Genomic DNA, 22,606 nt, shown 5'->3' on the forward strand with positions numbered 1-22,606 from the left:
TAAAGCTGTAACGTTTAGACATTTCAGAGCTGCCTGACGATATACGAACGATGAGTTCCCACATCATATAACCAACGTCAACATTATAGTTACATTCACTCTGACAGGCGGAAATGCGCCCCATAAAAAATTTTCAGGGAAGCTCATCGGTTTTCCTCAATCCTGTATAGCTTTCGGCAGTTCTCCCCGGCAGCAAGGCGAAAGACTTCCGCGGTATCATTCTGAGAATATTCTGCTGCTTTTTTAACCTTTATTTGTTCCATTTCATAAAGATAGAAAGGGAAGTCGGCTCCCATTAATACTTTGTCAGGGACTTCATTCATCGCTCTGCGCAGGGCATTGAAAGAAGCAATGCCGGTATCCAGATAAATGTTATCATTGCGCTTTGCTGTTTCAATCGCCTGATCTGCGCACCAGATAGCTCCCATGTGAGCGATTTGAAAGGTAGCATGCGGATAGCATTTTGCCATTGATTCTATACGGTAAGGATGAACACGGTGGTCATCTGAAGTGCAGTGTATCACAATATTCAGCTGATGTTCATTGCAGTAGCTAAATAATTCATGCAATTTACTGCGGTCATCAATATGAAAATTACTCAAGGTTGGGTGAATCTTCAAACCGCGCATGCCATATTCCTCAATGCATTGTTTAAATTGCAGGAGCGCCTCTTTTTCATTGGGATTAATAAAGGCGAGGGGGATAAGATTTGAATGACCTTTAATTGCATCAACTAATTCTTTGTTTGCTGAAAATGCATCTGAAAGCGGGAATACAATTGCCGCATCGGTATTTGCTGCATGCATTTCTTCCAGTAAATGATCAACGGATGCGATGGGATTTGTGTTATTTGTGCAGATATGTGTATGGGCATCAATAATCATGCCGGGACCTCCTTATAAAGCAAGACAATTTGTCTTTCAGTGGTTCATGAATCAGATGACTGCGATTATTTTATCGCCAGCCTTTACTTTATTTTCATCAACAGCGAGGATATCCGTGAATTCCTTTGTGTTGGTGATTACAATAGGGGTGGTCAAATCGTAGTTTTTAGCTTTTAGCTTCTGAATATCAAAGGTCATAATTAAATCACCTCTTTCCACTCTTTGACCTTCTTTTACCTTGCATTTGAATTCATTTTCAATCAATTCAGACTGCGTACCGATGTGAATTAAGATTTCAATGCCGTTCTTCGTCCTGAAGCCAATCGCATGCTGTGATGGCGGAATAACGATGACTTCACCATCACATGGTGCGTATACTTTACCGTCTTCAGGCAGTACAGCAATTCCTTCGCCCATTAATCCTGTTGAGAAAACAGGATCTCCCACTTCCTTTAGGGGAATTAACGAACCAGCAACTGGGCTGACGATTATTGATTCGTTTAAGCTTTTTTTGGTTCTGAATCCTCACTGTCACTATCTTCAAAGCCGCTTTCATCAAAGCCCAGAAGCCAAGTCGCGATGAAGGTTACAATAATGGTGACGGCAACTGCGCCTAATGCCAAATAAAAGTTATTTGAACCCGCGGGATCAATAAAGTTGGCTAAGGTTAAAAAGGCAGGCGCGCCGAATGAGTAGATTTTAACTTGTGTGAGAGCGCAGTAGACACCATTTGCGATACAGCCAATAAAGGTTGCAATCAAAGGTTTCTTTAAACGCAGACATAATCCATATAATGCTGGTTCTGTCGTGCCGGTCAGAAAAGCTGTCAAGCCGGTAGAGAAGGCAGTTGATTTCAGCGCCGGTTTTTTCGACTTGAAGAATACGGCTGCTGATACCGCGAATTGTGAGAAGTTCATGCCGATAAAAGCAATCAATAAGCTGTTGTCATAACCCAAATTGGTAAAATTGGCTACTAACAGCGGCATTAATGCCAAATGACTTCCAGTTAAGACAAGGAAAGGTGCGATGGCGCTAAGCACAAGGACTGTCAGCCATGGCACATGACTATTCAGCCAAGTAACCAGCAGTGACATCAAGTCACCAACCCAAGCACCAACTGGACCGCTGACACAAAGCATAATCGGTATCATAATCAGCATTACACCTAAAGGGGCAAGGATATAACGGATTGCATCCGGACAATACTTTTCAACCAATGCCGTTACATAATGCATGATCCAAATTGTAAGAATAATAGGAATTAGAGAAGTAGAATAATTAACCGCAGTTACCGGCAGACCAAACAAACTGATCATACCGCCGGCGTTACCCGCTTCAATCAGCGTAGGGTAAAGCATGATACCGGCTAGGAACAGCGCCAAAATCGGACTGACCTTCCAGTGTTTGGCGGAAGTATAGGCCGTTAATACCGGCAGGAAGTAAAAAGGCGCCTGCGATGCCGCATATAAAATGGTATAGGTCGAGCTGTCCGTAGATAGACCGGCAAATGTGCAGAGGGTAAGCAATGCTGAAATCAATCCCGCGACAACAATCGCAGGAATTGCCGGTCCCATAATATCCGCTAATGTATTTAATAACAATTCAAAAGGATTTGCGGCTACTCTGCCGGTTTCACCGCTGGCTTTAATGCTGTAATTTTCTGTAATTGCTTTATATACTTTAGAAACATTATTGCCCACGATGATCTGATATCCGCCAATAGCTTTTACCACATCCAAGACACCATCAATCTTTTTAATCTCATCAAATTCAAAAATTTCTTCATTTCTAACTTTTAATCGTAAGCGTGTAGAACAGTGATTTAAGGCTGTAATGTTATCACTGCCGCCAACATGGCTCATAATCTCTTTAGCTAATCGTAGATTGTTATCCATAGTTAATCTCCTTATGTTGCATTTATATCAAACAGCGTTGGCGCCTTATGCTGTAATGACCTATTTATTAACCAATCTTGCCAGATGGATAATGAGATACATACGATCTGTATCCGTCAATTCATAATTAAAATCCAAGAGTGTAATAGCACTGATTTTGTCTAAGCATTCATTAATATTTTTATATTTCTCAACTAACATCTGATACAGTGAATCATCGCTCAAGCTTTTATCATTGCGGGATGTACTGGTAATCATTTTAGTCATAAAGAATTTTAAATGAATGATAAAACGTGAGTATTCATAGCCTTCTTTATCCAAGGTGACATGCAGATATTTTTCAAAAGCCTTGATAATTTTCTGCATTTTAATCAGCAAATCATTGGCATCAATAGTACCGGATGTACTTTCACAGCTGACGATATGAAAAGCGATAAAGCCAGCTTCATCTTCACCTAAACGAGTACCCAGTCTTCGATTTACTAAGCCAACCGCGGCGATGCCTATTTCAAATTCTTTTTTATAAAATTGTTTGATTTCATTAAGCATCAGATTGGGAGTTTTGATCCCTTTCTTATCTTTTTCATATGAATAATGCAGATGATCAGCCAGATGAAGAAGCAGCCCTTCATCTAATTCAGATTCTAAAATCTTTTTGGCGTTCATTGTTATATCTGAGGCTATAGCAAAGAATTCATAGGGTATTTCAGAAGCCAGCTGCTGCAGTTTGCTTTGCTGATTCTTACTCTTTAGGGCATAAATACCAGTAATGAGCTCTTCATCCACTTCATCATAAATATCTTTTTTAAATGCTATGCCTTTACCCATAACAACAATCTCTTTATGATTTTCATCCTTTGAGATGATGGCATTATTATTTAGTTTTTTATATATCAACATCGTCGATCACCTCCAAAATAACAAAAAAAGGCAAACCTGCATGAAAACATGTATGGTTTTGCCTTTAGTTACAATCCGTTTACACAGCTATTATAGCATCTATAATGGGTTTGTCAAACGGTAAAAAAAGTAAATATTTCTGAAATAAATAACTGTGATGCAGTTTTATAAATAAGCAGACAAAATGAACACTGACAAAATCATAATGGCTTAATATAATTTACAGTATGAATTGCGGTTATCTTTTTTACTTCATATAGTATAGTCAGCATTATTTTATCTCAATTTTCGATAAATTTTGGAATGGTGCTTGACATAAGCGCTTTCAGCCGCTATAATGAACTCGTATTTAGGATTGTAACTTGAGACAAGGCAAAGCCTAAACTATAACCATAATTCTATTGGGTGTAGTTTAGGCTTTTATAGTTTTAAGGGGGTGTAAAAGTTGAAAGTCAAGAAAGTATTCAATAACAATATTCTGCTAGCTGAAGATGAACAAATGCTGGAAACAGTATTGATGGGTAAAGGCATTGGTTTTGCAATGAAGCCAGGCGATACACCCGATGAGAGTAAGATTGATAAAATTTTTAAACTTGATTCTAAGGGTCTTCAAAATCAGTTTGTTAAGCTTGTTGATGATATTCCGGTTAATCAGTTAGAACTGACAAGACGGATTATTGATTTTGCGGAACAGGATTTGAATACCCAGTTTGATTATTCGATTTTTATCGGTCTGGCTGATCATATCAATTTCGCTGTTAAAAGAGCTAAAGAGAATGACAGTTTAAATAACGCGTTATTGTGGGAAATCAAAAAATTCTATAAAAAGGAATTTGATACTGCTCTCAAATGTCTGGATATCATTGAGTATTATGAGGGTATCCGGATGAGTGAGGATGAAGCGAGCTTTATTGCCATGCACTTTGTAAATGGCCAGCAAAGTGGTGAAGGCGTAAGAAGCACAGTAGCGGCAACCAATGTAATTCAAGACATCCTGAATATTATTAAATTTCATTATAAGATTGATCTTGATGAAGAATCAATCAATTACAGTCGTTTTATCACTCATATTCGTTTCTTTCTGCAGCGGGCACATCAGCCCTCTGATAACGAGGATGATTATCTTTATGAACAAATAAAGACAAAGTATCCAGATACATATGAGTGTGTATTAAGGGTCAAGAAATATTTGGATAATAAGCTGGCAATTGATTTGTCAAATGAAGAAATGTTATACTTCATGCTGCATATCCGAAGATTGACAGATCGTGTGAAAAACCAAACAAAATAGGATTGTAACCGTAAGGGCAAAGCCTGGATGATTTCAAAAGAATGTGCTGATCACATGCTTTTTGAATGAAATTCAGGCTTTTATTTTTATTAAAAAGGAGAAAAAATATGAAATATCAAGAAATGATTAAAGAGATACTTATTCATATCGGCGGTGAAGCTAATATTGAATCAGTGACCCATTGTATGACCCGCCTGCGTTTTGTCTTAAAGGATGACAGCAAGGCAGACAGTTCAGCAGTCAAAAATATTAAAGGTGTTGTAGGCTGTGTTAATAAAGGCGGTCAGTTTCAAATTGTTATCGGTACTCATGTTGCCGAGGTGTATGAGGAATTGAGTGGAACTGTTGGTATTAAAAACGGTAATACGCAAACCAAAAAGAAATTTGAATTATCTCAGGTCTTTGATTTAATAGCCGGTATTTTTATGCCGATTGTCGGAGCGCTGGCTGGTTCTGGTATGGTTAAGGCAATATTATCCGTTTGCGTAGCAGCTAACTGGATTGATACGACATCTCAGACTTATACGCTTTTATATATGATTTCTGATATTGTGTTCTACTATCTGCCGTTCTTTCTTGCTTATTCAGCCGCAAAGAAATTTAAGATTAATCCATATGTATCGTTAATCTTTGCCGGTATGCTTGTTCATCCTACTTTCACAGGCTTGAAAAGCGCGGGAGAAGCTGTTTCATTCTTAGGGCTGCCAGTGAATATGGCCACCTATACATCCAGTGTTATACCGATTATTTTGATTGTTGCTTTTCAGGCAATTATTGAAAAATATGTTAAGAAATTTACTCCTAATGCGATTAAGACTTTCTTTGTGCCAATGATGACAATATTAATTGTGGCGCCGGTAGGTTTAATTGTGCTAGGGCCTTTAGGAGCTATCTTAGGCGGTTATTTAAGTACGTTCTTTACTTTCTTGGATACTAAAGCAAGCTGGATCGTACCTACCTTGGTAGGCGGCTTGGCACCGTTATTGGTAATGACTGGCATGCATTATAGTCTGGGAGCGGCTCAGTCTGTTCAGCGTGCAACCGTAGGCTATGCAACCATTTTAGCGCCGGGTATGATTTCAAGCAACATGGCTCAGGCAGCGGCTACTTTTGCGGTATCTGTGAAGACTAAAAATAAAGATTTAAAAGCATTAGCTTCATCTTGTGCTGTAACAGCGATCTGCGGTATTACTGAACCAGCGCTGTATGGTGTAAATATGAAATTGAAACGGCCGCTTTATGCAACAATGCTGGCCGGCGGCTGTGCGGGTTTATATGCCGGTATAACGGGTGTGAAAGCTTGGTCAGCAGGAACTTCAAACATTTTCGCTTTGCCAATCTATATCGGTGCTGATAATTCATTTATGAATGCATGTATCACGGTTGCGATTGCTTTAGTATTAGGTTTTATTTTCTCATGGGTATTGTATAAAGAACCGGTTGAATTTGAAGAAGAAAAAAAAGCTGAACCAAGCAGTTTGAATAAAAAAACAGAAATTTATGCACCTCTTAAGGGAGCTGTACTGCCTTTGTCAGAAGTTAAGGATGACGCCTTCAGCAGTGAAGCATTAGGTAAGGGATGTGCCATTGTACCGGTAGATGGGGAAATTGTGTCACCTTTTGATGGTACAGTAGTGATGTTATTTGAAACTAAACATGCGATTGGGTTAACATCCGAAGATGGCACTGAGGTTCTGATTCATTTTGGCTTAGATACGGTAAAATTAAATGGTGAATATTTCACTGCTCATGTGAAAACCGGCGATAAGGTAAAACGCGGTGATAAGTTAATCAGTGCTGATTTAAACGCAATACAGGATAAGGGTTATGATGTAATTACACCAATCATCATTACGAATTCAAATAATTATTTAGATGTTGTGGAAACTGATCAGGATAATGCAGATTTACAGACAGTGCTGCTTACAGCCATTCGATAATTATGAGCTTTCCAGATAATTTTCTATGGGGCGGCGCGTTATCCGCTAATCAGTGTGAGGGCGCATATCTTGAAGACGGCAAAGGACTTTCTCAGCAGGATGTGATGCCTAAAGGCGTCCGCGCCCCAATGACGGCAACGCCGACGGCTGACAATCTTAAATTAAAGGGAACCGATTTTTATCATCGCTATCAAGAAGATATTGCTTTATTAGCAGAAATGGGATGCAATGTCTTTCGCTTCTCAATCGCTTGGAGCCGTATTTTTCCAATGGGTGATGAGGAGATGCCGAATGAAAAAGGTTTAGCATTTTATGATGCGGTGATTGATGAGTGTTTGAAATATGGTATTGAGCCATTGATTACGCTCTCCCATTATGAGATGCCGCTGCATTTATGTCAGAAGTATGATGGCTTTCGTTCACGGGAAACCATTGATTGCTTTGTTCATTATGCAGAAACAGTCATCAGACGTTATCATGATCGGGTAAAATACTGGCTGACCTTTAATGAAATTAATGTAACGCTGATATCGCCATTGCTGGGTGCCGGTATAATAACACCTAAAAATGAATTAACTCAACAAGATAAATATCAAGCTGCACATCATCAATTAGTAGCGAGTGCCAAGGCTACAAAGCTTGCGAGAATGATTGATCCTGATTTAAAAATTGGCTGTATGGCAGCTTCCGCACCGCGCTATCCAATGACATGTAAGCCTGATGACATGATGGAGATGCTGAATTCCCAGCATGAATTAGATTATTTCATTCACGTTCATTGCACTGGGGAATATCCGTATTATGCTAAGCGGCTGTGGAAGGAAAATAATGTTGAAGTGAAGTTTGCTGACGGTGATGCGGAAGTGCTTCAAAATACTGTTGATTTTATTTCTTTCAGCTATTACAGCAGCAAGGTTGTCGCTGCTGATGAGAGTCAATATGAAATGGCAAATGGCAACATTATGCGTGGTTTAAAAAATCCATATGTAGAGTATACGGATTACGATTATCCCATTGATCCGCAGGGACTGCGCTATGTGCTGAATTATCTTTATGATCATTTTCATAAGCCGCTGTTTGTTGCGGAAAATGGCATTGGTGCTAAGGATGTGCTGATTGTGAATGCAAAGGGGGTCAAAACTGTTGATGATGATTATCGCATTGCATATCATCAATCGCATATTGCCGCTATGAAACAAGCGATAGATGATGGTGTTGAAGTATTTGGTTATACTTCATGGGGCCCAATTGATTGTATCAGTGCAGCATCAGCAGAAATCAGCAAACGTTATGGTTTTGTCTATGTAGATTTGCAGCCGGATGGCAGCGGATCACTTGAGCGGTACCGTAAAAAAAGCTTTTATTGGTATCGGGACTGCATTCTATCAAAGGGAGAAATCTGCGAATAAAATAACTAGGCATCTCATGGACTTGAGATGTCTTCTTTTGATTAAGCATTTATTTTTCAGAAACTACTTGTTTTTTTTGCCCAGATAAGTTAAAATTACCCATGGTAAATTTAATGTCGTAACGGCCATGTTTTTTTTCGTTTTCCATTACCAAAACGAAGAAAAGCATGACCTTTTTATTTGTTTGAGGAGGTATATATGGAACAAAATAAAATGGGAACCAAAGCGGTTTTTCCACTCATAATGTCAATGGCTTTTCCGCCGATGCTCTCAATGCTGGTGCAGTCATTATACAATATTGTCGACAGCGTTTATGTAGCGCAGATTTCACAGGATGCGATTACGGCGGTATCGCTTGCTTTTCCGATTCAGAACTTTTTGCTGGCGGTTGCCGTGGGAACGGGTGTCGGCATGAATTCTTATATTTCCCGAAAGCTGGGAATGCGGGATATCAAGGAAGCGAATAATGCGGTAACACATGGCATTTTGCTGGCTGTAATCAGCTCTATTGTATTTGCAGTTGCGTCTTTCTTTGTGATTACACCGTTTTTTAATCTGTTTACGGATGATCCTGTTATTTTTCAGATGGGTAAGCAATATATAGAAGTCATCATGCTGATTTCTTTTGGTCAGATGGTTCATATAGCAATAGAAAAGGTTTTTCAGGCAACAGGCAAGATGTCACTGCCGATGATTATGCAGGCAGTTGGCTGTATTGTGAATATTATTCTCGATCCAATATTTATCTTTACTTTTGGTTTAGGGGTAAGAGGTGCGGCGATTGCCACAGTTATTGGTCAGCTTACATCCATGAGTATTGCAATTTATATGCTTTTTGCGAAGAAGAATGAGGTAAAATTTGATTTAAAATCTTTCCATTTAGACTTTAATTGCATTAAACAGATCTATGCGGTAGGAGTGCCTACTATATTGATGAATTCATTAGGCTCAGTCTTAGTTATGGGATTGAATTCACTGCTGGTTACATTCTCTAATCTGGCAGTATCATTATTTGGTATTTATTATAAGCTGCAGACTTTTGTATTTATGCCTGTCAGCGGTCTGACACAGGGAGCTTTGCCAATCTTTGGCTATAATTATGGCGCTCAAAATCATCAGCGTTTAAAGGATACGCTGAAATACGCGCTGATGGTTGCCTTATTGATTATGGCTTTGGGGACTTTGCTGTTTGAAGCAGCACCCGGTCTTTTGCTGAAAATGTTTAATGCTGATGATGAAATGCTGAGAATGGGTATTCCGGCATTAAGAATCATCGCGCTGTCTTATCTGCCAGCTGCCTTGGGTATGATTTTCCCAACGCTGTTTCAGGGAATGGGCAAAGGGCTGTACAGCTTTATTATCTTTATGACCCGTCAGTTGGTGATCACTTTGCCGGCAGCGTATTTATTGGCACCTGTGCTTGGTTTAACTGGCATATGGATTGCATTCCCGATTGCTGAATGTGCAGCTGCACTCATTGCCTTTATCTTGTATTTGAAGATTCATAAAACGGATAAGGTGTTTATTGAACAAACCAATTAATAATCAAATAACAAGCCGGAGAATGACAGAGTGATATCTGAACTTATCCGGCATTTTTTTATTGCCTATATATCCATTTTAGCAGCCATAATATGTCAAATCATTCCACAGGAAAGGCCCGCAAACCCGCATGAAATGGGTGTTTTCTCAAATCCTACGAATAAAGCGGCATAATTTGTAACAGTACGGTTTTGTAAATTTGGGCACCAAGAAATACAAAAACAGCAAGTTCTTGTCAAACCTGCTGATGTGCATAGTATACCATACCTATCCTGAATCCTTGAAAACGTGCTTCTATCGATCCGCATGACCTCCCCAACAAGCGGATTTTCGGTGAAAACCGCAAGTGCATATGCACTTGCCCTGCTTGCCGCTATTGAACTGCTGATACTAACAACTTTGTTTAACCCAATAAGACGCAGATAAATCAGCCCGACAAATGGGAAATGGTTGAGAAAGACGCTATATTGAAATCCAAAATCTTAGAATAATGCCACTCTTACTTAATCCAACTGTATCGGCAATTTCGTTTTCGATCACTCCACCATTTTTAATAATCGTCCTTTGCGAAGCTACATTTCCCTTATCGCAGGTCAATAAAACCCTGCTTTCTCCAAACTCACGACAAAAGGGTAAAATCAATCCTAACATTTCAGACGCATAACCTTTTCGTCTTTCTGACGGACGAACACTATATCCGATATTACCCCCAAAATTTTTAAGAAAATCCGATAATGGGTGTCGAAAATCAATCATGCCAACAACAAAATCGTCGTTTCGCCTTACCGCTAAAAAGACTTCTGATGGAACATATCCGCTTCTATATTTTTCTCTTAATCTTCTTTCAAAATCAATCCACTCGTCAAATGATTGGACATCTTCAAGCCCTGCACAACCATCAAAACTATCTCCACATTGCAACATTTCTTCTTTATATGACATAACTTGTTCTGCATATAGTTTAGATGGTCTAACCAACATCAATTCACACATAACATTCATCCTCACAAATTGCGATTTGTCGAGTACACCTTATCCGCCAAAGGTGACCAAACATAACTTAGCTTTTTCCATTCTAATATTTGCGTGCGGAAATGTCAAACAACTCATTTCGTGTCATAACTTCATGTTACTGTCCATAACTCTTTTTGTTCGTTTGGTCAGCGCTTTTCAGCTTATAGAGACGCCGCAACAAGCCGGAAAGATAATTATTTTTTATATCAACTGGAAATCGTTTCATTATATATGATGCTTGCGTGTTAGAAATACAGAGATTTGTAACAGTTATGAGATATTGTGTCAAAAAGTATACATTTTGATACACTAAAATACACCTTTATTATAGGATGATTTTCGATATATGTAAACATGTTTAGACCTTTTATTGACATTTCATAGCATGATTTTGCTTTTTCTTGTCTGTCTTATAAGGTATACATTATAAGACAAATTAAAAAACCTGGGGAGGTAATTAAAGTGAAATCAAACAAAACAAAGTCAGCGATGACTGCTTTAGTCGTAGCTGCAATGCTCTGTTCAGCAGCAATGCCAATCAGAGCGGCTGAGGCCCAATGGGTCAATAACAACGGCACATGGTCTTATGTTAAGGAAGATGGCAGTATAGCCAAGGGTTGGATCAAAGATGGCGATTGCTGGTATGCTTTCGATGATAACGGTGCAATGCGTACTGGCTGGATCGCTTCCAATGAGCATTGGTATTTCATGGGTGAATCTGGTGTTATGCAGGCAGATGCTTGGGTAGAGGATAACGGCGCCCGCTATTATATTAAAGGTACCGGTGTTATGGCAAAGGATTATGTCAAAGACGGTTATGAGTTGACTGAAGATGGCAAAGCTATTCCATTAGCTGAATCAAAATCCGTAGTATTAACAGATCCAGAAGCAATAGAAGGTGAAGTCATTGAAGGTAACCTCTATGTCGATGTGACAACCGCGAAAGCATTAGAGCTGAAAGGTGTAACCGTAAAAGGCAAATTAGTTGTCATTGGTGACAACCAAACGGCCGGTAAGTTAACGATTACTGATTCAAAGATTGAATCAATCAGCACACAGACAAGAAATACAGAAGTCGTATTAAGCGGTGAAACAGAAGTTAAGACAATAGTATTGGAAGAAACAGCAGCGGTAACACCGGATAAGAACTTCAAAGGGGAAGTAGAAAAGATTGAAGTACAATCAACAACCAAAGGTGAAATCGTGATTGAAGTCCCTGCACAAGAAGTAAGTACACGGACATATGCAAGTGTCGATATTCAGGCACCGGTAGAAAGTCTTGAAGTAAAGACCGATACACAAATCAAGGTAAATGCCGACGTTAAGAATGTGGTAGTAACAGAAAGTGCAAAAGATACGAAGGTAGAAGTATCAAAAGGCAATACAGTAGGTACTATTACAGCAGATGCTCCGGTAAAAATTGAAGGAAGCGGAACAATTAACAAAGTTGAAGCTAACGTTGATGGCGTAGAAGCTGGCAAGGATACAGTAATTAAAGATGTAGAAACAGGCAAAGATGTTGAGCAAGCACCTGAAGTAAATAAACCTTCAACTGGTGGTTCATCGGGTGGTTCTAGTACAAGTTCTTATACTGTTAAATATGCAGTTGATGGTTCAATTTCATTCGATGTACCAGCAGCGGTTACCGTAACAAGTGGTTCAACTATAACAGAACCTGCCAAACCAGCAGATGCACCAGAAGGATATTCATACAAATGGGTTACTTCTGATGGCAAGCCATTTGATTTCAGCAGTAAGATTAGAAACAGCATGACGTTAACATTAATTCTGACAAATAATGATTTTGCAGGTGGGAATGGCAGTGAGCAATTTCCATATCTAATTGAAAATCATGAACAAATAACTAAAATCGGAGATCACTTTAGTACTAAAGATAGTTACAATTATAAATTGATTTCAGATATTACCATTCCAGCTGGACATATCCAAATGAGCAATTTTACGGGAGTGTTTGATGGGGATAATCATACTATTACATTACCAGATAGTGATTCAGTTATCAAAGATGCAAAAGGTGGTATTGCTTATTCATGGTTTGCATCAAGTTCATACGGAGATGCTACATTTAAAAATTTCACACTTGAGCATGGTTCACAAGGAATTTTATCATTATTGGAAACAGCTAATATGAATATCATTAATAGCTCAGATGGTAAAGTTTATGAATCAGTAATAAATGAAAATACTATTTTATTTGATTCAATCACAATTAATTCTAAAGATAATAAAGTGGTTGAGGTAACTGCTAATGATAATAATGAAGCACCGCTAATAACTTTCTCAGGCGTTTTGAATACTGTATTTAATGATGTTGAGAATAATTTAAGCGTTAAGAGAACTTCAGGTAATGTTTATGTGTCATTCTATGTTGGTGGCTATGTACAAACAAAACTTGGAGACATTGGATTAAACCGTACAAAATATTTGAAATTCAATAATTGTGTTAATCACGGTAATATGGATGTAACATATGCTTCTCTATATCTAGGTAATGGCAGCCAAGGCGATAATCTAGTCATTGAGGTAAATGATTGTACTAACACGGGTGTGATAAATGGCTATCAAGAATCAGAACCTTTTGCGGCTATGGGTCATGGTAACTTAACTGCCGATATGAAATCACTTAATGATAATCTAAAGGATAATAATTATACAAATGTGGATGAAATGAATATCAGTTATGATGAAACCGCAAAGAAGTATAAATTCAGTAAAGAAGATGCAGTCGAATATTATGTAACTTATACGGCTTACGCTAGAGATGATAACGGCACAGTAATGATTAGTGTTGAATTGAATAATGATGATTTAAGTTTAACTGAATCGAAGTATGGAATGTTAAGAATGATAGCTTATACTAATGATTATTCTGAATGCGAATTCACACCGCTTAATTCATATGGCATGGAATATTATGTGGATACAGATAAAGATTTAATTGTTGTGAAACTTGGTATTTATGCTGATTATGATGGTATTCAGCTGAACAGTGCTGCAAGAGTAACGGTTACTGCAATTGATAGTAATGGTAAAGTAATCGCAATTGGTACTGCTAAGTAAACACAGGGTAATATACAGTTAAAACTCCAGACTTTATGCTTGGAGTTTTTTCATGATTATTTTGTATGTTAATTCATGCTGTTTAAATAAAAAATTAATTTATTTTGTTTTTGCTCACATGATCTAAAACAGAAAACTTGAAATTATGAACCTTTTTGCGAGTAAATAGGAAATATAATATATAGTAAATATATACTTTGATGTTTTTTACATAACGATTAAATATAGTGAAAAGGGAAAAACAAATATTCCATTATCATAAAGACAATATTAATTATGATTTTATGTTGTTTAAGTCTATTATATACATTTTTTGGCTGCTAATTTTGTCTTTCTTTAGTATTTAAATTTGCTTTATAAGTATTCTAACTTTTCTTTTTATATAACAAAACGAAATATTGTGTCAAAAAGTATACATTATGAGACACTTTATTTACCTTAATTATAAGCCTGTTTATAGCATTTGTAAAACGATTTTTACCATATTTTGTATAATTTTAGCCATTTTTATACTGTCTTGTAAGGTATACCTTATAAGACAGTTTTATTTTATGCGGGGGAATTTATGAAAGAATTACAATTAGCATGTTTCCCCGTTAAATGATTTTAGAAGTGGAAGAGAAGAGGGATAGCTATACATAATCTGGAATTGTTTATGAATGCGCAGAAACGAATGAAAAGAGGGAAACAGATGAAATTCAAGAGAATGATTGGTATTATTTTATCTTCTGCAATGGCAGCAGTGTTAGTTTCAGGTAGTTATGCTAATGAAATATTTGCTGAATCAGACGAATTTAATGAAGAAGGAAATATTGAGATGGTATCGCATACAAATGCGGATGGTGAAGAGGAATACGCTTTATTACTGCATGGACATTCAATATTTATTGACACAAGCCGAGTTGATGATACATATACCAAAATTTATGATGATAAAAATCATAATGGTTTACTTGATAGCAGTGATCCAGAAATTGATATTAAGTCTTTAGGTGAAGAGGTTGGAATCGATATTGATTCTTATCCAAATAATGGTTATGATTGCACAAATGTTGTTATTTATGGTGTTGGCGGCTTCAATGATGATTATTATACAGAGCATACTGGCAATGTTATGATTACTTATAAGGGCGGTGCCATTAAGGGTATCGTTGGGTCTACAGGTGGCTGTGAACAGACAGGCGATTTTATATTTAATACAATGGGCAGAGATACAGGTGAAGTTGAGTTCATAGAAGGAGCTGGCGCTGGTACATGGAATGGGAATATCACAATGGTAATCTATGGAGAAACTCCATTTCATGAAGTATATGGCGGATCAAAGAATGCTGAAACAATAGTCAATGGTAACGTAATGATTCGCTCACACGAAACATTTACAATAGCTGGAGTCTTTGGTGATTCTGCATATAGCCCAACAAGCGGCGGTGTATATGCAGGCGGTGAGGGTACAACAATTAATGGCGATTTTGAATTCTGGATTCAGCCAAATCAAAGATATACTATTTATGATCTTGATAGTTCAAAAGCAACAATTACCGGCGAAGTTAAATATACGCTGAGCGCTTCACACTTCTATGGTGATGTTAGAACAAGTGACAAGGCTGATGCTACAATTAAGGCAGGCGGTATCTCAACTTGCGATGAAAATTCTGTAATATATTTAAATAAAGACGTAGTTATCGATCCTAGTGATACAGTAATTGAGCATAGTAGGTACGGAATAAATATTGAGCCAGAAATTAAGGCCTTAGGAACGGTTATTGTAAAACCAACTGATGAAAGTATTGTATTGACTAATGCTGATTCGTATAAAGGTGTTAATTTATTAAAAAATACAGGTTATGTTTTGAATGATCAGAATGAAATAGTTATTGGCAGAGCAAATAAGGATGTAATGATGATTACTTTGGAAACTGGAACAAGTCAAATGCTTGAACCACAACTAGAGATAAAGGGAGATGCAGTAAAATTACCAAAACCTACACGTTCAGGTTATGAATTCGCGGGTTGGAGCGATGGCACGACTACTTATGCGCCAGGCAGTGATTACACTGTTCCAGAATCTGATGTTATACTTACCGCTGTTTGGAAATCTGTTTCTTCAGGTTCTAGTTCATCCCCTACATCTTCAAACGGTTTTGTGAATAAAAAAGGTGAAACCTACTTCTATGAAAAAGGTAAACCAGTGCAGAATGGCTTTGTGGTTGTAAACGATAAGGATAAACTGGTTGAAACGATCAAGCCGGATAATATGGAGGAATTATCAGATTCCGATTATAAGGCTTATTATGCTAAACCTGATGGTACAGTTGCTAAGGCGGAATGGATCGTTCTTGATAAAAACGGCAAACTGATTGATACCCTGCCGCTTGGTGAGTTTAAGAAGCAATATGGTAATGAATATAAAGTATATCTGGCAGATGCCAATGGTAAACTAATCAGATCATGGAAGGATACAGAAAATAACTGGTATTATTTCAATGCGGATTTCTCGGCAAAATATGAATATTGGCAGGCTCATTATGAAGACTGGTATTATTTTGATAATTATTCATATCTAAAGAATACATGGCATGCAACAGATAACGGCAGATGGTATTACTTTGATGCAGAGGGTAAAATGGTTAGAAATCAGTGGGTTGATGGCTGCTGGATCAATGAATTAGGTATTTATTGGAGTCCGATTTATTCTGATCCTGAATTTATAGCAAATTATAAGTAATAATCAAAAATATGCAGCAAATTTGCAAATGATTAGCTGTAAATTGTGAGCATTCGATAAAATTCGATTCAACAAATTTACTTCCCAGATATTGAAAAAAGCTCTTTGAGTCCAAAGCGGTGACTGAAAGAGCTTTTTAATGGTGTAAAAAAATCAGCGCCTAAGCGCCGATTCATTTCGATAATTAACAGCTGATAACACTGCCGTCCTGAGCTACAGTACAAGTATCATTACCAACTGTATATGTACCTGAACGTTTCATGCTGCCAGCAAATTCACCAGTATTTTCAAGCAGATATTGAACACCGTCAATAGTTTTCAAGCCCGTCTGCATGATGCCGTTTGCTGGATTTAAATAATACCAATGAGTGCTGTCACCGGCAATCCAGCCCGTCTGCATTTCACCAGTCACAAAATCAAGCAGGTACCAGCATTGATATTCATCCTTGAACCAGCCGGTTACCTTTTGATCATTCTTATAATAATACCAAGTATTGCCGCTTTGTACCCAGCCATTCTTGCCAGCCGGTTTTTCACTGCCTTGATTGTTATTCGTACCGAAAACTTTTTTTAGATTGTTTAATTCAGTCTGTGAGCCGGAAGCTACTAATTGATCATATCTGAATAACGCATAACCGCTGTAGCCTAATGCTGCCGCTTTTTCAGCCTGTGTTGCGAGATTGTCTGAAGACCATGCCCAGCCGGCGTCACCGCTGCCCTGACCATTAACTTTATAAAGTGCCAAGCCAACTCTTAAATCAATGTTCTTATTCGTCCAAATATTTTTGAATGCTTTGGCACGATCAGAGAACATTGTTGTCGTACCGCTGGTGCCATATTGATCAGTCCAGTAAATCTGCGGCATAACATAATCTACATAGCCTTCTGTTGACAGCCATGTGTCAATGTCAGCACCATGATCACGGTCATTATCCAGATTGCCCTGCGGAGAGATACCAAAGACTTTATCCGAACCGGCATTCTTAACCGTTTGATAGACACGTTTCACAAGTGTATTAACATAATCCTTGCGCTCCTGCTGTGAAGTGTTGCCGTATGTACCGGATACATAGAAATAATCATCAAAGTGAATGCCGTCAACATCATAGTTATCAACGATTTCTCTGACCCCTTCGACAATCGCGTTCTGCGCTGTCTTGCTGGCCGGATTTAAAATCATTTTATGCTGACCGTCATTGTCATATTCAATTAAATCATCCTGCGCAAAATCTTTAAAGTATTCTGAACTTGCGAAACGCTGTGTTTCAGATGTCTTTAATGAAATGCGGAATGGGTTGATCCACGCTTCAAATTTCAATCCCTTGCGGTGAGCAATCTCAATCATCAAAGCCAATGGATCATAGCCTGGATCTTTCATGTCTGAATTCAGCCATTCTGCCCATGGATAATTTGCCGTTGGATAGACCGCGTCATTAAATGCACGCACATGGACAATCAGTGTATTCAGATTGTTGTCAAGGGCATTGTCACAGATCGCGGTGAATGCTGATTTAAATTCACTTTCATTCTTATCCTTCAAATATTGCTGAAAGTCAAGATATGAGACCCAGACAGCTCTTGATGTCATGGCATCTTCTGCTTTTACGGCGGTTGGAACATTAAATGCCGCCAGCATGACTAAAGCTGCCACGAACCCTTTAAAAAGTTTTTTTACCATATTCAAACTTCCTCCTCTCATCAAGTATACACTACCAAATCACTAATTTCATTAGAAAATTCTCCCAGATCCTTCCAAATCAAGCTCATCATTGATAAAATAAGCGTTTGTGAAATTATGTGAAATTAACGAACGACTTTGAAAGCGGCAGTTTGTTGCTTATAATAAATAAAAAGGGTGAATTTATGGCAGCAAAGAGAAAAAGAAAACGTTACCGTTTGACTGAAAAGGGAAAAATAGCGGCAGGTGTCATCTGCGCGGCTTTTGTTTTGATGGGCACACTGCTTTTTATGTTATCTGAGGGTTATTTTGAACATACAGATCCGCAGATTGTCCGCCTTGTATCTGCTGATGCCACGATACCAATCTATGAAACAAGCACCTCTGAAACACCTTTTACCTATGTCACTGCTGATAGCGCTTATGGAGCGGATGCGGCACTGATCAGTCAGTCGAGACATCGTTATGAAATCATGCTTGCCGGCTGCCGCGGCTGGATTAAAATGGAGAATGCTGAGCTGTCTGAACAGGGATATGACTATCCTTCTTATTATACGGTTGATGAGCGGCAGAATTTGATCCATATGGTCAGTACCAATCTTAATGAACCGATTTATATGCCAATCGTGCTTTGCGCAGCGCCTTCATGGCTGAAGCAGGGCGAGATTGTTTATAGTTATGACGGACATTATTTTTATCGTTCATTAGATCAATATTTAGCGGATTTGAATAACCGCCAGATGGCCAACAGCATTAATTCAATCCCGTTTTACAATTATTATCAGTATTTGCCGATGCATTCAGCAACCTCATTAAGCGGCAGTCAGCTGAATGGCTGGCTGAATAATGAAAAAGCTGATTACGCCGCGGCTTCAGTATTAGCGGATGCCGGTGAAGCGTTTATTGCCGCCCAGCAGGAATCAGGCTGCAATGCCTTATTAATATATGCGGTTGCGATGAATGAGAGCCGCTTCGGCACCAGTGATTTCGCAGTCAATCGTTACAATCTATTTGGATATAATGCGGTTGATGGCAATACAGCTGCTGCAGATACTTATGAATCCGTTTATGATTGTCTGCTTACTTATACGACCGCCCATTTGAACTGGGGCTTTTTCGATGCCCTTGATTCTCGCTATCATGGCAGCCATCTTGGCGATAAGGGCAGCGGTTTAAATGTGATGTATGCCTCAGATCCTTATTGGGGTGAAAAAGCCGCCGGTTATGCTTATTCAGTAGATAGCTATTATTTCAGTCAAGATTATAATAAATATAAAATTATGATCAAAACCGATACCGGCAGCGTAAATGTCAGAAAAGACGCGTCAACCCAGATAGCCGCAATCAGCCAGCTGTCATCGGCCGCTAATGTGCCAATCCTTGTATTAGAAGAAATACAGGGTGAATCAATATCCGGGAATTCACTCTGGTATAAAATTCAAGTTGATTCCGTGCTTGATGAAAATCATGAGCTGCATGAATTTAACGGTGTTTTTATCCCATATTCATTAAGTAATTCTATCGGTTATGTACATTCTCAAAATTTTATTCCACTGCTTCAATAAGCATAATAAAAATGCACTCATTCAATTAAAAATGGGTGCATTTTATTAGTTATTCCATGTTGCTGCTGTTGAGTGTATCGATAATGTTTCCCGAAGGATCAAGATAATTAACAATAATATCCTTGCTGCCGGCTTCTTCACCAAGCAATACCTGATACATGAAGCCATACATATACAGCATCAAGATTGATAACGAATCCATCAAACCTACCTGACCATTCTCTAAAGTTACATCAAATTGGGTGAAATCATCATTCACACTAATTTTTGTAATGTTGGGGAAGGTTTCTGTATCCTTTTCAATCTCATCCAATGAGGTTCTGATCTGCGTCTTGTATTCTTCTAAATACTTTGCATATTTATCGGCGTCAAAGACGAGTGTCACGGAACCATCCTCGTTGGTGGTCATTGACTTATAAGCATCATTATTGCTTAATGCCATTGCGGCATCAGTCCCCGCCATTTCAAAATATTCCTTTGGCAAAGTGATTGTCACATCTTCTTTTTTTACAGCACAGCCGCTCAGCATGAGGGTTAACGCCAACATACCGCTGATGAATCGTTTCATTATTATTTCCTCCCCTATAAATCATTTACTGATTTCTTTATCTTAATAGTATCTGAATTAATCAGAGAATGCAAGTTTCTGTGAAAATTATGTGAGAGTGTGGAAATTAATGAAAGAAGTGGCAATCTCAGGCTTAAAGGTCTATAATTAAACCAATGCTGGAGGTGTTTTAAATGAAAATGAGTGATCGTTTTCGTAATTTTATGCGGGGCCGTTATGGGGTTGATCAGCTGTCTAACGGTTTAGTATTTTTATTCTTTATCTTAATTCTAATTGGTATTCTGACTCGCAATACCATTTTCACATGGATCGCGCTGATCCCAATGATTTTAAGCTATTACCGGATGTTTTCCAAGAATTTTTCTAAGCGTTATAATGAAAATCGTATTTATACAAATCTGATGAGTCCAGTCTATGATTTACTGGATAAAATTAAGGGCTTCTTTAATCGGAAAATCAAACGATTTAAAACGCGTAAGGAATATAAGTATTTTAAATGTCCTAACTGTAAGCAGGAGTTAAGGGTGCCAAGAGGCCGCGGTGAGATTACCGTTACCTGTCCTAAATGCAAACAGTCTTTCGACCGTAAATCATAGACAGCTTGAATGCTGTCTTTATTTTGGTTAAAATGGTTGAGTAGTGAGAGGAGAGAGAAGATGCTGGAAGGTTTATATTTGCTTGTTGTTTATCCGATATATACATTTTGGTTTGCCAATCATGCGTCAATTTTTGATGAAAATCTCTCCTATGTGGGAAACCTGGATCACCTGCATTGGGCTTTTATCCTTTGGGGGTTGCTGACTGTTCTCGCGCTGGCTTTAGGCTTGCGGACATGCATTGATCATTCCTTATTTAAGAAACGCAACCGGATGTTAGTGATGCTTGCGGCTTGTTTGCTGATGCTGGCTGTCACATTGCCGTATCGGCCTTTAGATCTGCCCTTGCTCTCTTTGATTCATATCCTTTTATCCTTTGCGGCACCCTTGAGTCTGCTTGCGGCTGTCTTTATGATCTTTATGGATCTGCGCATGCTTTACCCATCGCTTATGGCTCCCTATCTGAGCGTGTTTCTGCTGATCTGTGTCATCGCGTTGGGAATTTATTTTAAATATGCCAGTGTAAATACGCTGGTTGAAATCTTTTTATCAATCACGGTATCAAATCTGCTCAAACTTACGGCTAGAAATCTGACAAAAGTGTCAGGCAAGACTGATGAGTATCAGGTATAATGAGGGTGGAAGAAGGTGTGAAATGAAAACTCAATATGGTGATATTTCAATATTTTGGCCGATTCTTTTTGGCTTAATTCTCGCTGCTTTTCTGCTGCTGATCATCGTTAAGCTGAAACGTTTATATGATAACTTCCGCGCACCCAAAATCACTGTTTATGCAAGGCTGCTCGATAAGCATGAGAATTCAGCGCCGATTCATCAGGGCGGCATCAGTTCACAAAGTATGACGGTTTCCTTCTCTTTTATATTTGAAACAGATTCAGGAATGCTGGAATTTAAGGTGAATCCGCAGGTTTATGCCGCTCATGCCGTCGGCGAGGAAGGCAGGTTGGTCTATAAAGGCAAGAAAATGCTCACCTTTGAGCGCTGATTATGACAAAAGTGTGAGACAGAAAGGCGGAACTTTCGGTATAATAGAAGTAGATATAGGATAGGAGAGTGAAAGTATGAGTATGGGAATGTTTGGCTTGATGGACACATTGTTTCCAATTATGTTTTTTACCATTTTTGCTATTGTGATAGGGGCGTTTATTTTTACTATTGTTAGGGGTATTACCACATGGCATAAGAATAATAATTCACCGCGTTTGGTTGTGAATGCCATTGTAGCGGATAAGCATGAGGATGTCAGTGTTCATCATCATAATGATAATGGCATGTCGCATTCAACATCAAGTACATCCTATTATGTTACTTTTACGGTTGAGGGCGGTGAACGGCTGGTGTTTCAGGTTGACCGGCAGGAATATGGCTATCTGATTGTGAATGATCAGGGGAAGCTGACCTTTCAGGGAACTCGTTATCTCGGTTTTGATCGTGAATAATCAAGCAGGTTCGCCTGCTTTTTTTCTGATTTTGACATAACTCCACACAACCTCCATA

General features: G+C 38.4%; 18 protein-coding genes. 11 read left to right on the top strand and 7 right to left on the bottom strand.

Annotated features, from left to right (window positions below; genetic code table 11):
• Positions 1-143 precede the first annotated feature (143 nt).
• The 4 genes from DWZ33_RS09170 to DWZ33_RS09185 are packed head-to-tail and all read right to left on the bottom strand — an operon-like array spanning position 144 to position 3,679.
• Positions 144-884 (bottom strand): amidohydrolase family protein, encoded by a 741-nt coding sequence (locus tag DWZ33_RS09170; protein ID WP_118454592.1) that lies wholly within the window; start codon positions 882-884, stop codon positions 144-146.
• Between the two features lie 51 nt (positions 885-935).
• Entirely contained in the window at positions 936-1,376 is a 441-nt protein-coding gene (locus tag DWZ33_RS09175; protein ID WP_118454593.1) for a PTS sugar transporter subunit IIA, read from the bottom strand.
• 8 nt (positions 1,377-1,384) lie between these two features.
• Positions 1,385-2,779, bottom strand: coding sequence for a PTS transporter subunit EIIC (locus DWZ33_RS09180; protein ID WP_118454594.1), 1,395 nt, complete (start codon positions 2,777-2,779; stop codon positions 1,385-1,387).
• A gap of 60 nt (positions 2,780-2,839) precedes the next feature.
• Complete coding sequence (locus DWZ33_RS09185; RefSeq protein WP_118454595.1) at positions 2,840-3,679, bottom strand: PRD domain-containing protein; 840 nt, start codon at positions 3,677-3,679, stop codon at positions 2,840-2,842.
• Between the two features lie 445 nt (positions 3,680-4,124).
• Between DWZ33_RS09185 and licT the strand changes: the two genes are divergently transcribed.
• From licT to DWZ33_RS09205, 4 genes are all read left to right on the top strand, one after another.
• Positions 4,125-4,970 (top strand): BglG family transcription antiterminator LicT, encoded by an 846-nt coding sequence (gene licT / locus DWZ33_RS09190; protein WP_118454596.1) that lies wholly within the window; start codon positions 4,125-4,127, stop codon positions 4,968-4,970.
• 107 nt (positions 4,971-5,077) lie between these two features.
• Positions 5,078-6,910, top strand: coding sequence for a beta-glucoside-specific PTS transporter subunit IIABC (locus DWZ33_RS09195; protein WP_182425605.1), 1,833 nt, complete (start codon positions 5,078-5,080; stop codon positions 6,908-6,910).
• 2 nt (positions 6,911-6,912) lie between these two features.
• Positions 6,913-8,319, top strand: a complete 1,407-nt coding sequence (locus tag DWZ33_RS09200; RefSeq protein WP_118454598.1) for a glycoside hydrolase family 1 protein — start codon at positions 6,913-6,915, stop codon at positions 8,317-8,319.
• Positions 8,320-8,517: 198 nt separating this feature from the next.
• The gene (locus DWZ33_RS09205; RefSeq protein ID WP_118454599.1) at positions 8,518-9,861 is read left to right on the top strand and encodes an MATE family efflux transporter; all 1,344 of its coding nucleotides are present in this window, start codon (positions 8,518-8,520) and stop codon (positions 9,859-9,861) included.
• A 462-nt stretch (positions 9,862-10,323) separates the two neighbouring features.
• Here the strand turns inward: DWZ33_RS09205 and DWZ33_RS09210 are convergent, their stop codons facing one another.
• On the bottom strand, positions 10,324-10,854 hold the full coding sequence (locus DWZ33_RS09210; RefSeq protein WP_118454600.1) for a GNAT family N-acetyltransferase: 531 nt from the start codon (positions 10,852-10,854) through the stop codon (positions 10,324-10,326).
• Positions 10,855-11,337: 483 nt separating this feature from the next.
• On the opposite strand from DWZ33_RS09210, the gene DWZ33_RS09215 reads away from it, so the two are divergent.
• Positions 11,338-13,956, top strand: a complete 2,619-nt coding sequence (locus tag DWZ33_RS09215) for an N-acetylmuramoyl-L-alanine amidase family protein (protein WP_118454601.1) — start codon at positions 11,338-11,340, stop codon at positions 13,954-13,956.
• Positions 13,957-14,647: 691 nt separating this feature from the next.
• Positions 14,648-16,681 carry an InlB B-repeat-containing protein gene (locus DWZ33_RS09220; protein WP_182425607.1) on the top strand — a complete coding sequence of 678 codons (2,034 nt, stop codon included), beginning with the start codon at positions 14,648-14,650 and terminating at the stop codon, positions 16,679-16,681.
• Positions 16,682-16,865: 184 nt separating this feature from the next.
• On the opposite strand, the gene DWZ33_RS09225 is transcribed toward DWZ33_RS09220, so the two are convergent.
• A complete protein-coding gene (locus DWZ33_RS09225; RefSeq protein WP_182425609.1) occupies positions 16,866-18,359 on the bottom strand; it encodes a glycoside hydrolase family 10-like protein in 1,494 nt (497 codons plus the stop codon).
• A 185-nt stretch (positions 18,360-18,544) separates the two neighbouring features.
• On the opposite strand from DWZ33_RS09225, the gene DWZ33_RS09230 reads away from it, so the two are divergent.
• The gene (locus DWZ33_RS09230; protein ID WP_118454604.1) at positions 18,545-19,924 is read left to right on the top strand and encodes a glucosaminidase domain-containing protein; all 1,380 of its coding nucleotides are present in this window, start codon (positions 18,545-18,547) and stop codon (positions 19,922-19,924) included.
• A 49-nt stretch (positions 19,925-19,973) separates the two neighbouring features.
• Here DWZ33_RS09230 and DWZ33_RS09235 read toward each other — a convergent pair whose 3' ends face one another.
• Positions 19,974-20,492 carry a hypothetical protein gene (locus DWZ33_RS09235; protein WP_118454605.1) on the bottom strand — a complete coding sequence of 173 codons (519 nt, stop codon included), beginning with the start codon at positions 20,490-20,492 and terminating at the stop codon, positions 19,974-19,976.
• Between the two features lie 173 nt (positions 20,493-20,665).
• On the opposite strand from DWZ33_RS09235, the gene DWZ33_RS09240 reads away from it, so the two are divergent.
• The 4 genes from DWZ33_RS09240 (at position 20,666) to DWZ33_RS09255 (ending at position 22,548) form a co-directional block, all read left to right on the top strand.
• Positions 20,666-21,088, top strand: coding sequence for a TFIIB-type zinc ribbon-containing protein (locus DWZ33_RS09240; RefSeq protein ID WP_022937959.1), 423 nt, complete (start codon positions 20,666-20,668; stop codon positions 21,086-21,088).
• A gap of 60 nt (positions 21,089-21,148) precedes the next feature.
• Positions 21,149-21,721, top strand: a complete 573-nt coding sequence (locus DWZ33_RS09245; RefSeq protein ID WP_118454606.1) for a hypothetical protein — start codon at positions 21,149-21,151, stop codon at positions 21,719-21,721.
• Positions 21,722-21,743: 22 nt separating this feature from the next.
• A complete protein-coding gene (locus DWZ33_RS09250) occupies positions 21,744-22,094 on the top strand; it encodes a DUF2500 family protein (protein ID WP_182425611.1) in 351 nt (116 codons plus the stop codon).
• A gap of 76 nt (positions 22,095-22,170) precedes the next feature.
• Entirely contained in the window at positions 22,171-22,548 is a 378-nt protein-coding gene (locus DWZ33_RS09255) for a DUF2500 domain-containing protein (RefSeq protein WP_022937956.1), read from the top strand.
• Positions 22,549-22,606: the final 58 nt, after the last annotated feature.

The sequence above is a fragment of the Dielma fastidiosa genome, from assembly GCF_003475485.1.
Classification (GTDB): domain Bacteria; phylum Bacillota_I; class Bacilli_A; order Erysipelotrichales; family Erysipelotrichaceae; genus Dielma; species Dielma fastidiosa.

Coding starts and splice junctions, on each gene's coding strand:
- DWZ33_RS09225 (WP_182425609.1), bottom strand. CDS start 18,359: ATGGTAAAAAAACTTTTTAAAGGGTTCGTGGCAGCTTTAGTCATGCTG.
- DWZ33_RS09200 (WP_118454598.1), top strand. CDS start 6,913: ATGAGCTTTCCAGATAATTTTCTATGGGGCGGCGCGTTATCCGCTAAT.
- DWZ33_RS09185 (WP_118454595.1), bottom strand. CDS start 3,679: ATGTTGATATATAAAAAACTAAATAATAATGCCATCATCTCAAAGGAT.
- DWZ33_RS09230 (WP_118454604.1), top strand. CDS start 18,545: ATGGCAGCAAAGAGAAAAAGAAAACGTTACCGTTTGACTGAAAAGGGA.
- DWZ33_RS09205 (WP_118454599.1), top strand. CDS start 8,518: ATGGAACAAAATAAAATGGGAACCAAAGCGGTTTTTCCACTCATAATG.
- DWZ33_RS09250 (WP_182425611.1), top strand. CDS start 21,744: ATGAAAACTCAATATGGTGATATTTCAATATTTTGGCCGATTCTTTTT.
- DWZ33_RS09235 (WP_118454605.1), bottom strand. CDS start 20,492: ATGAAACGATTCATCAGCGGTATGTTGGCGTTAACCCTCATGCTGAGC.
- DWZ33_RS09255 (WP_022937956.1), top strand. CDS start 22,171: ATGAGTATGGGAATGTTTGGCTTGATGGACACATTGTTTCCAATTATG.
- DWZ33_RS09240 (WP_022937959.1), top strand. CDS start 20,666: ATGAAAATGAGTGATCGTTTTCGTAATTTTATGCGGGGCCGTTATGGG.
- DWZ33_RS09180 (WP_118454594.1), bottom strand. CDS start 2,779: ATGGATAACAATCTACGATTAGCTAAAGAGATTATGAGCCATGTTGGC.
- DWZ33_RS09220 (WP_182425607.1), top strand. CDS start 14,648: ATGAAATTCAAGAGAATGATTGGTATTATTTTATCTTCTGCAATGGCA.
- DWZ33_RS09210 (WP_118454600.1), bottom strand. CDS start 10,854: ATGTGTGAATTGATGTTGGTTAGACCATCTAAACTATATGCAGAACAA.
- DWZ33_RS09170 (WP_118454592.1), bottom strand. CDS start 884: ATGATTATTGATGCCCATACACATATCTGCACAAATAACACAAATCCC.
- DWZ33_RS09195 (WP_182425605.1), top strand. CDS start 5,078: ATGAAATATCAAGAAATGATTAAAGAGATACTTATTCATATCGGCGGT.
- DWZ33_RS09245 (WP_118454606.1), top strand. CDS start 21,149: ATGCTGGAAGGTTTATATTTGCTTGTTGTTTATCCGATATATACATTT.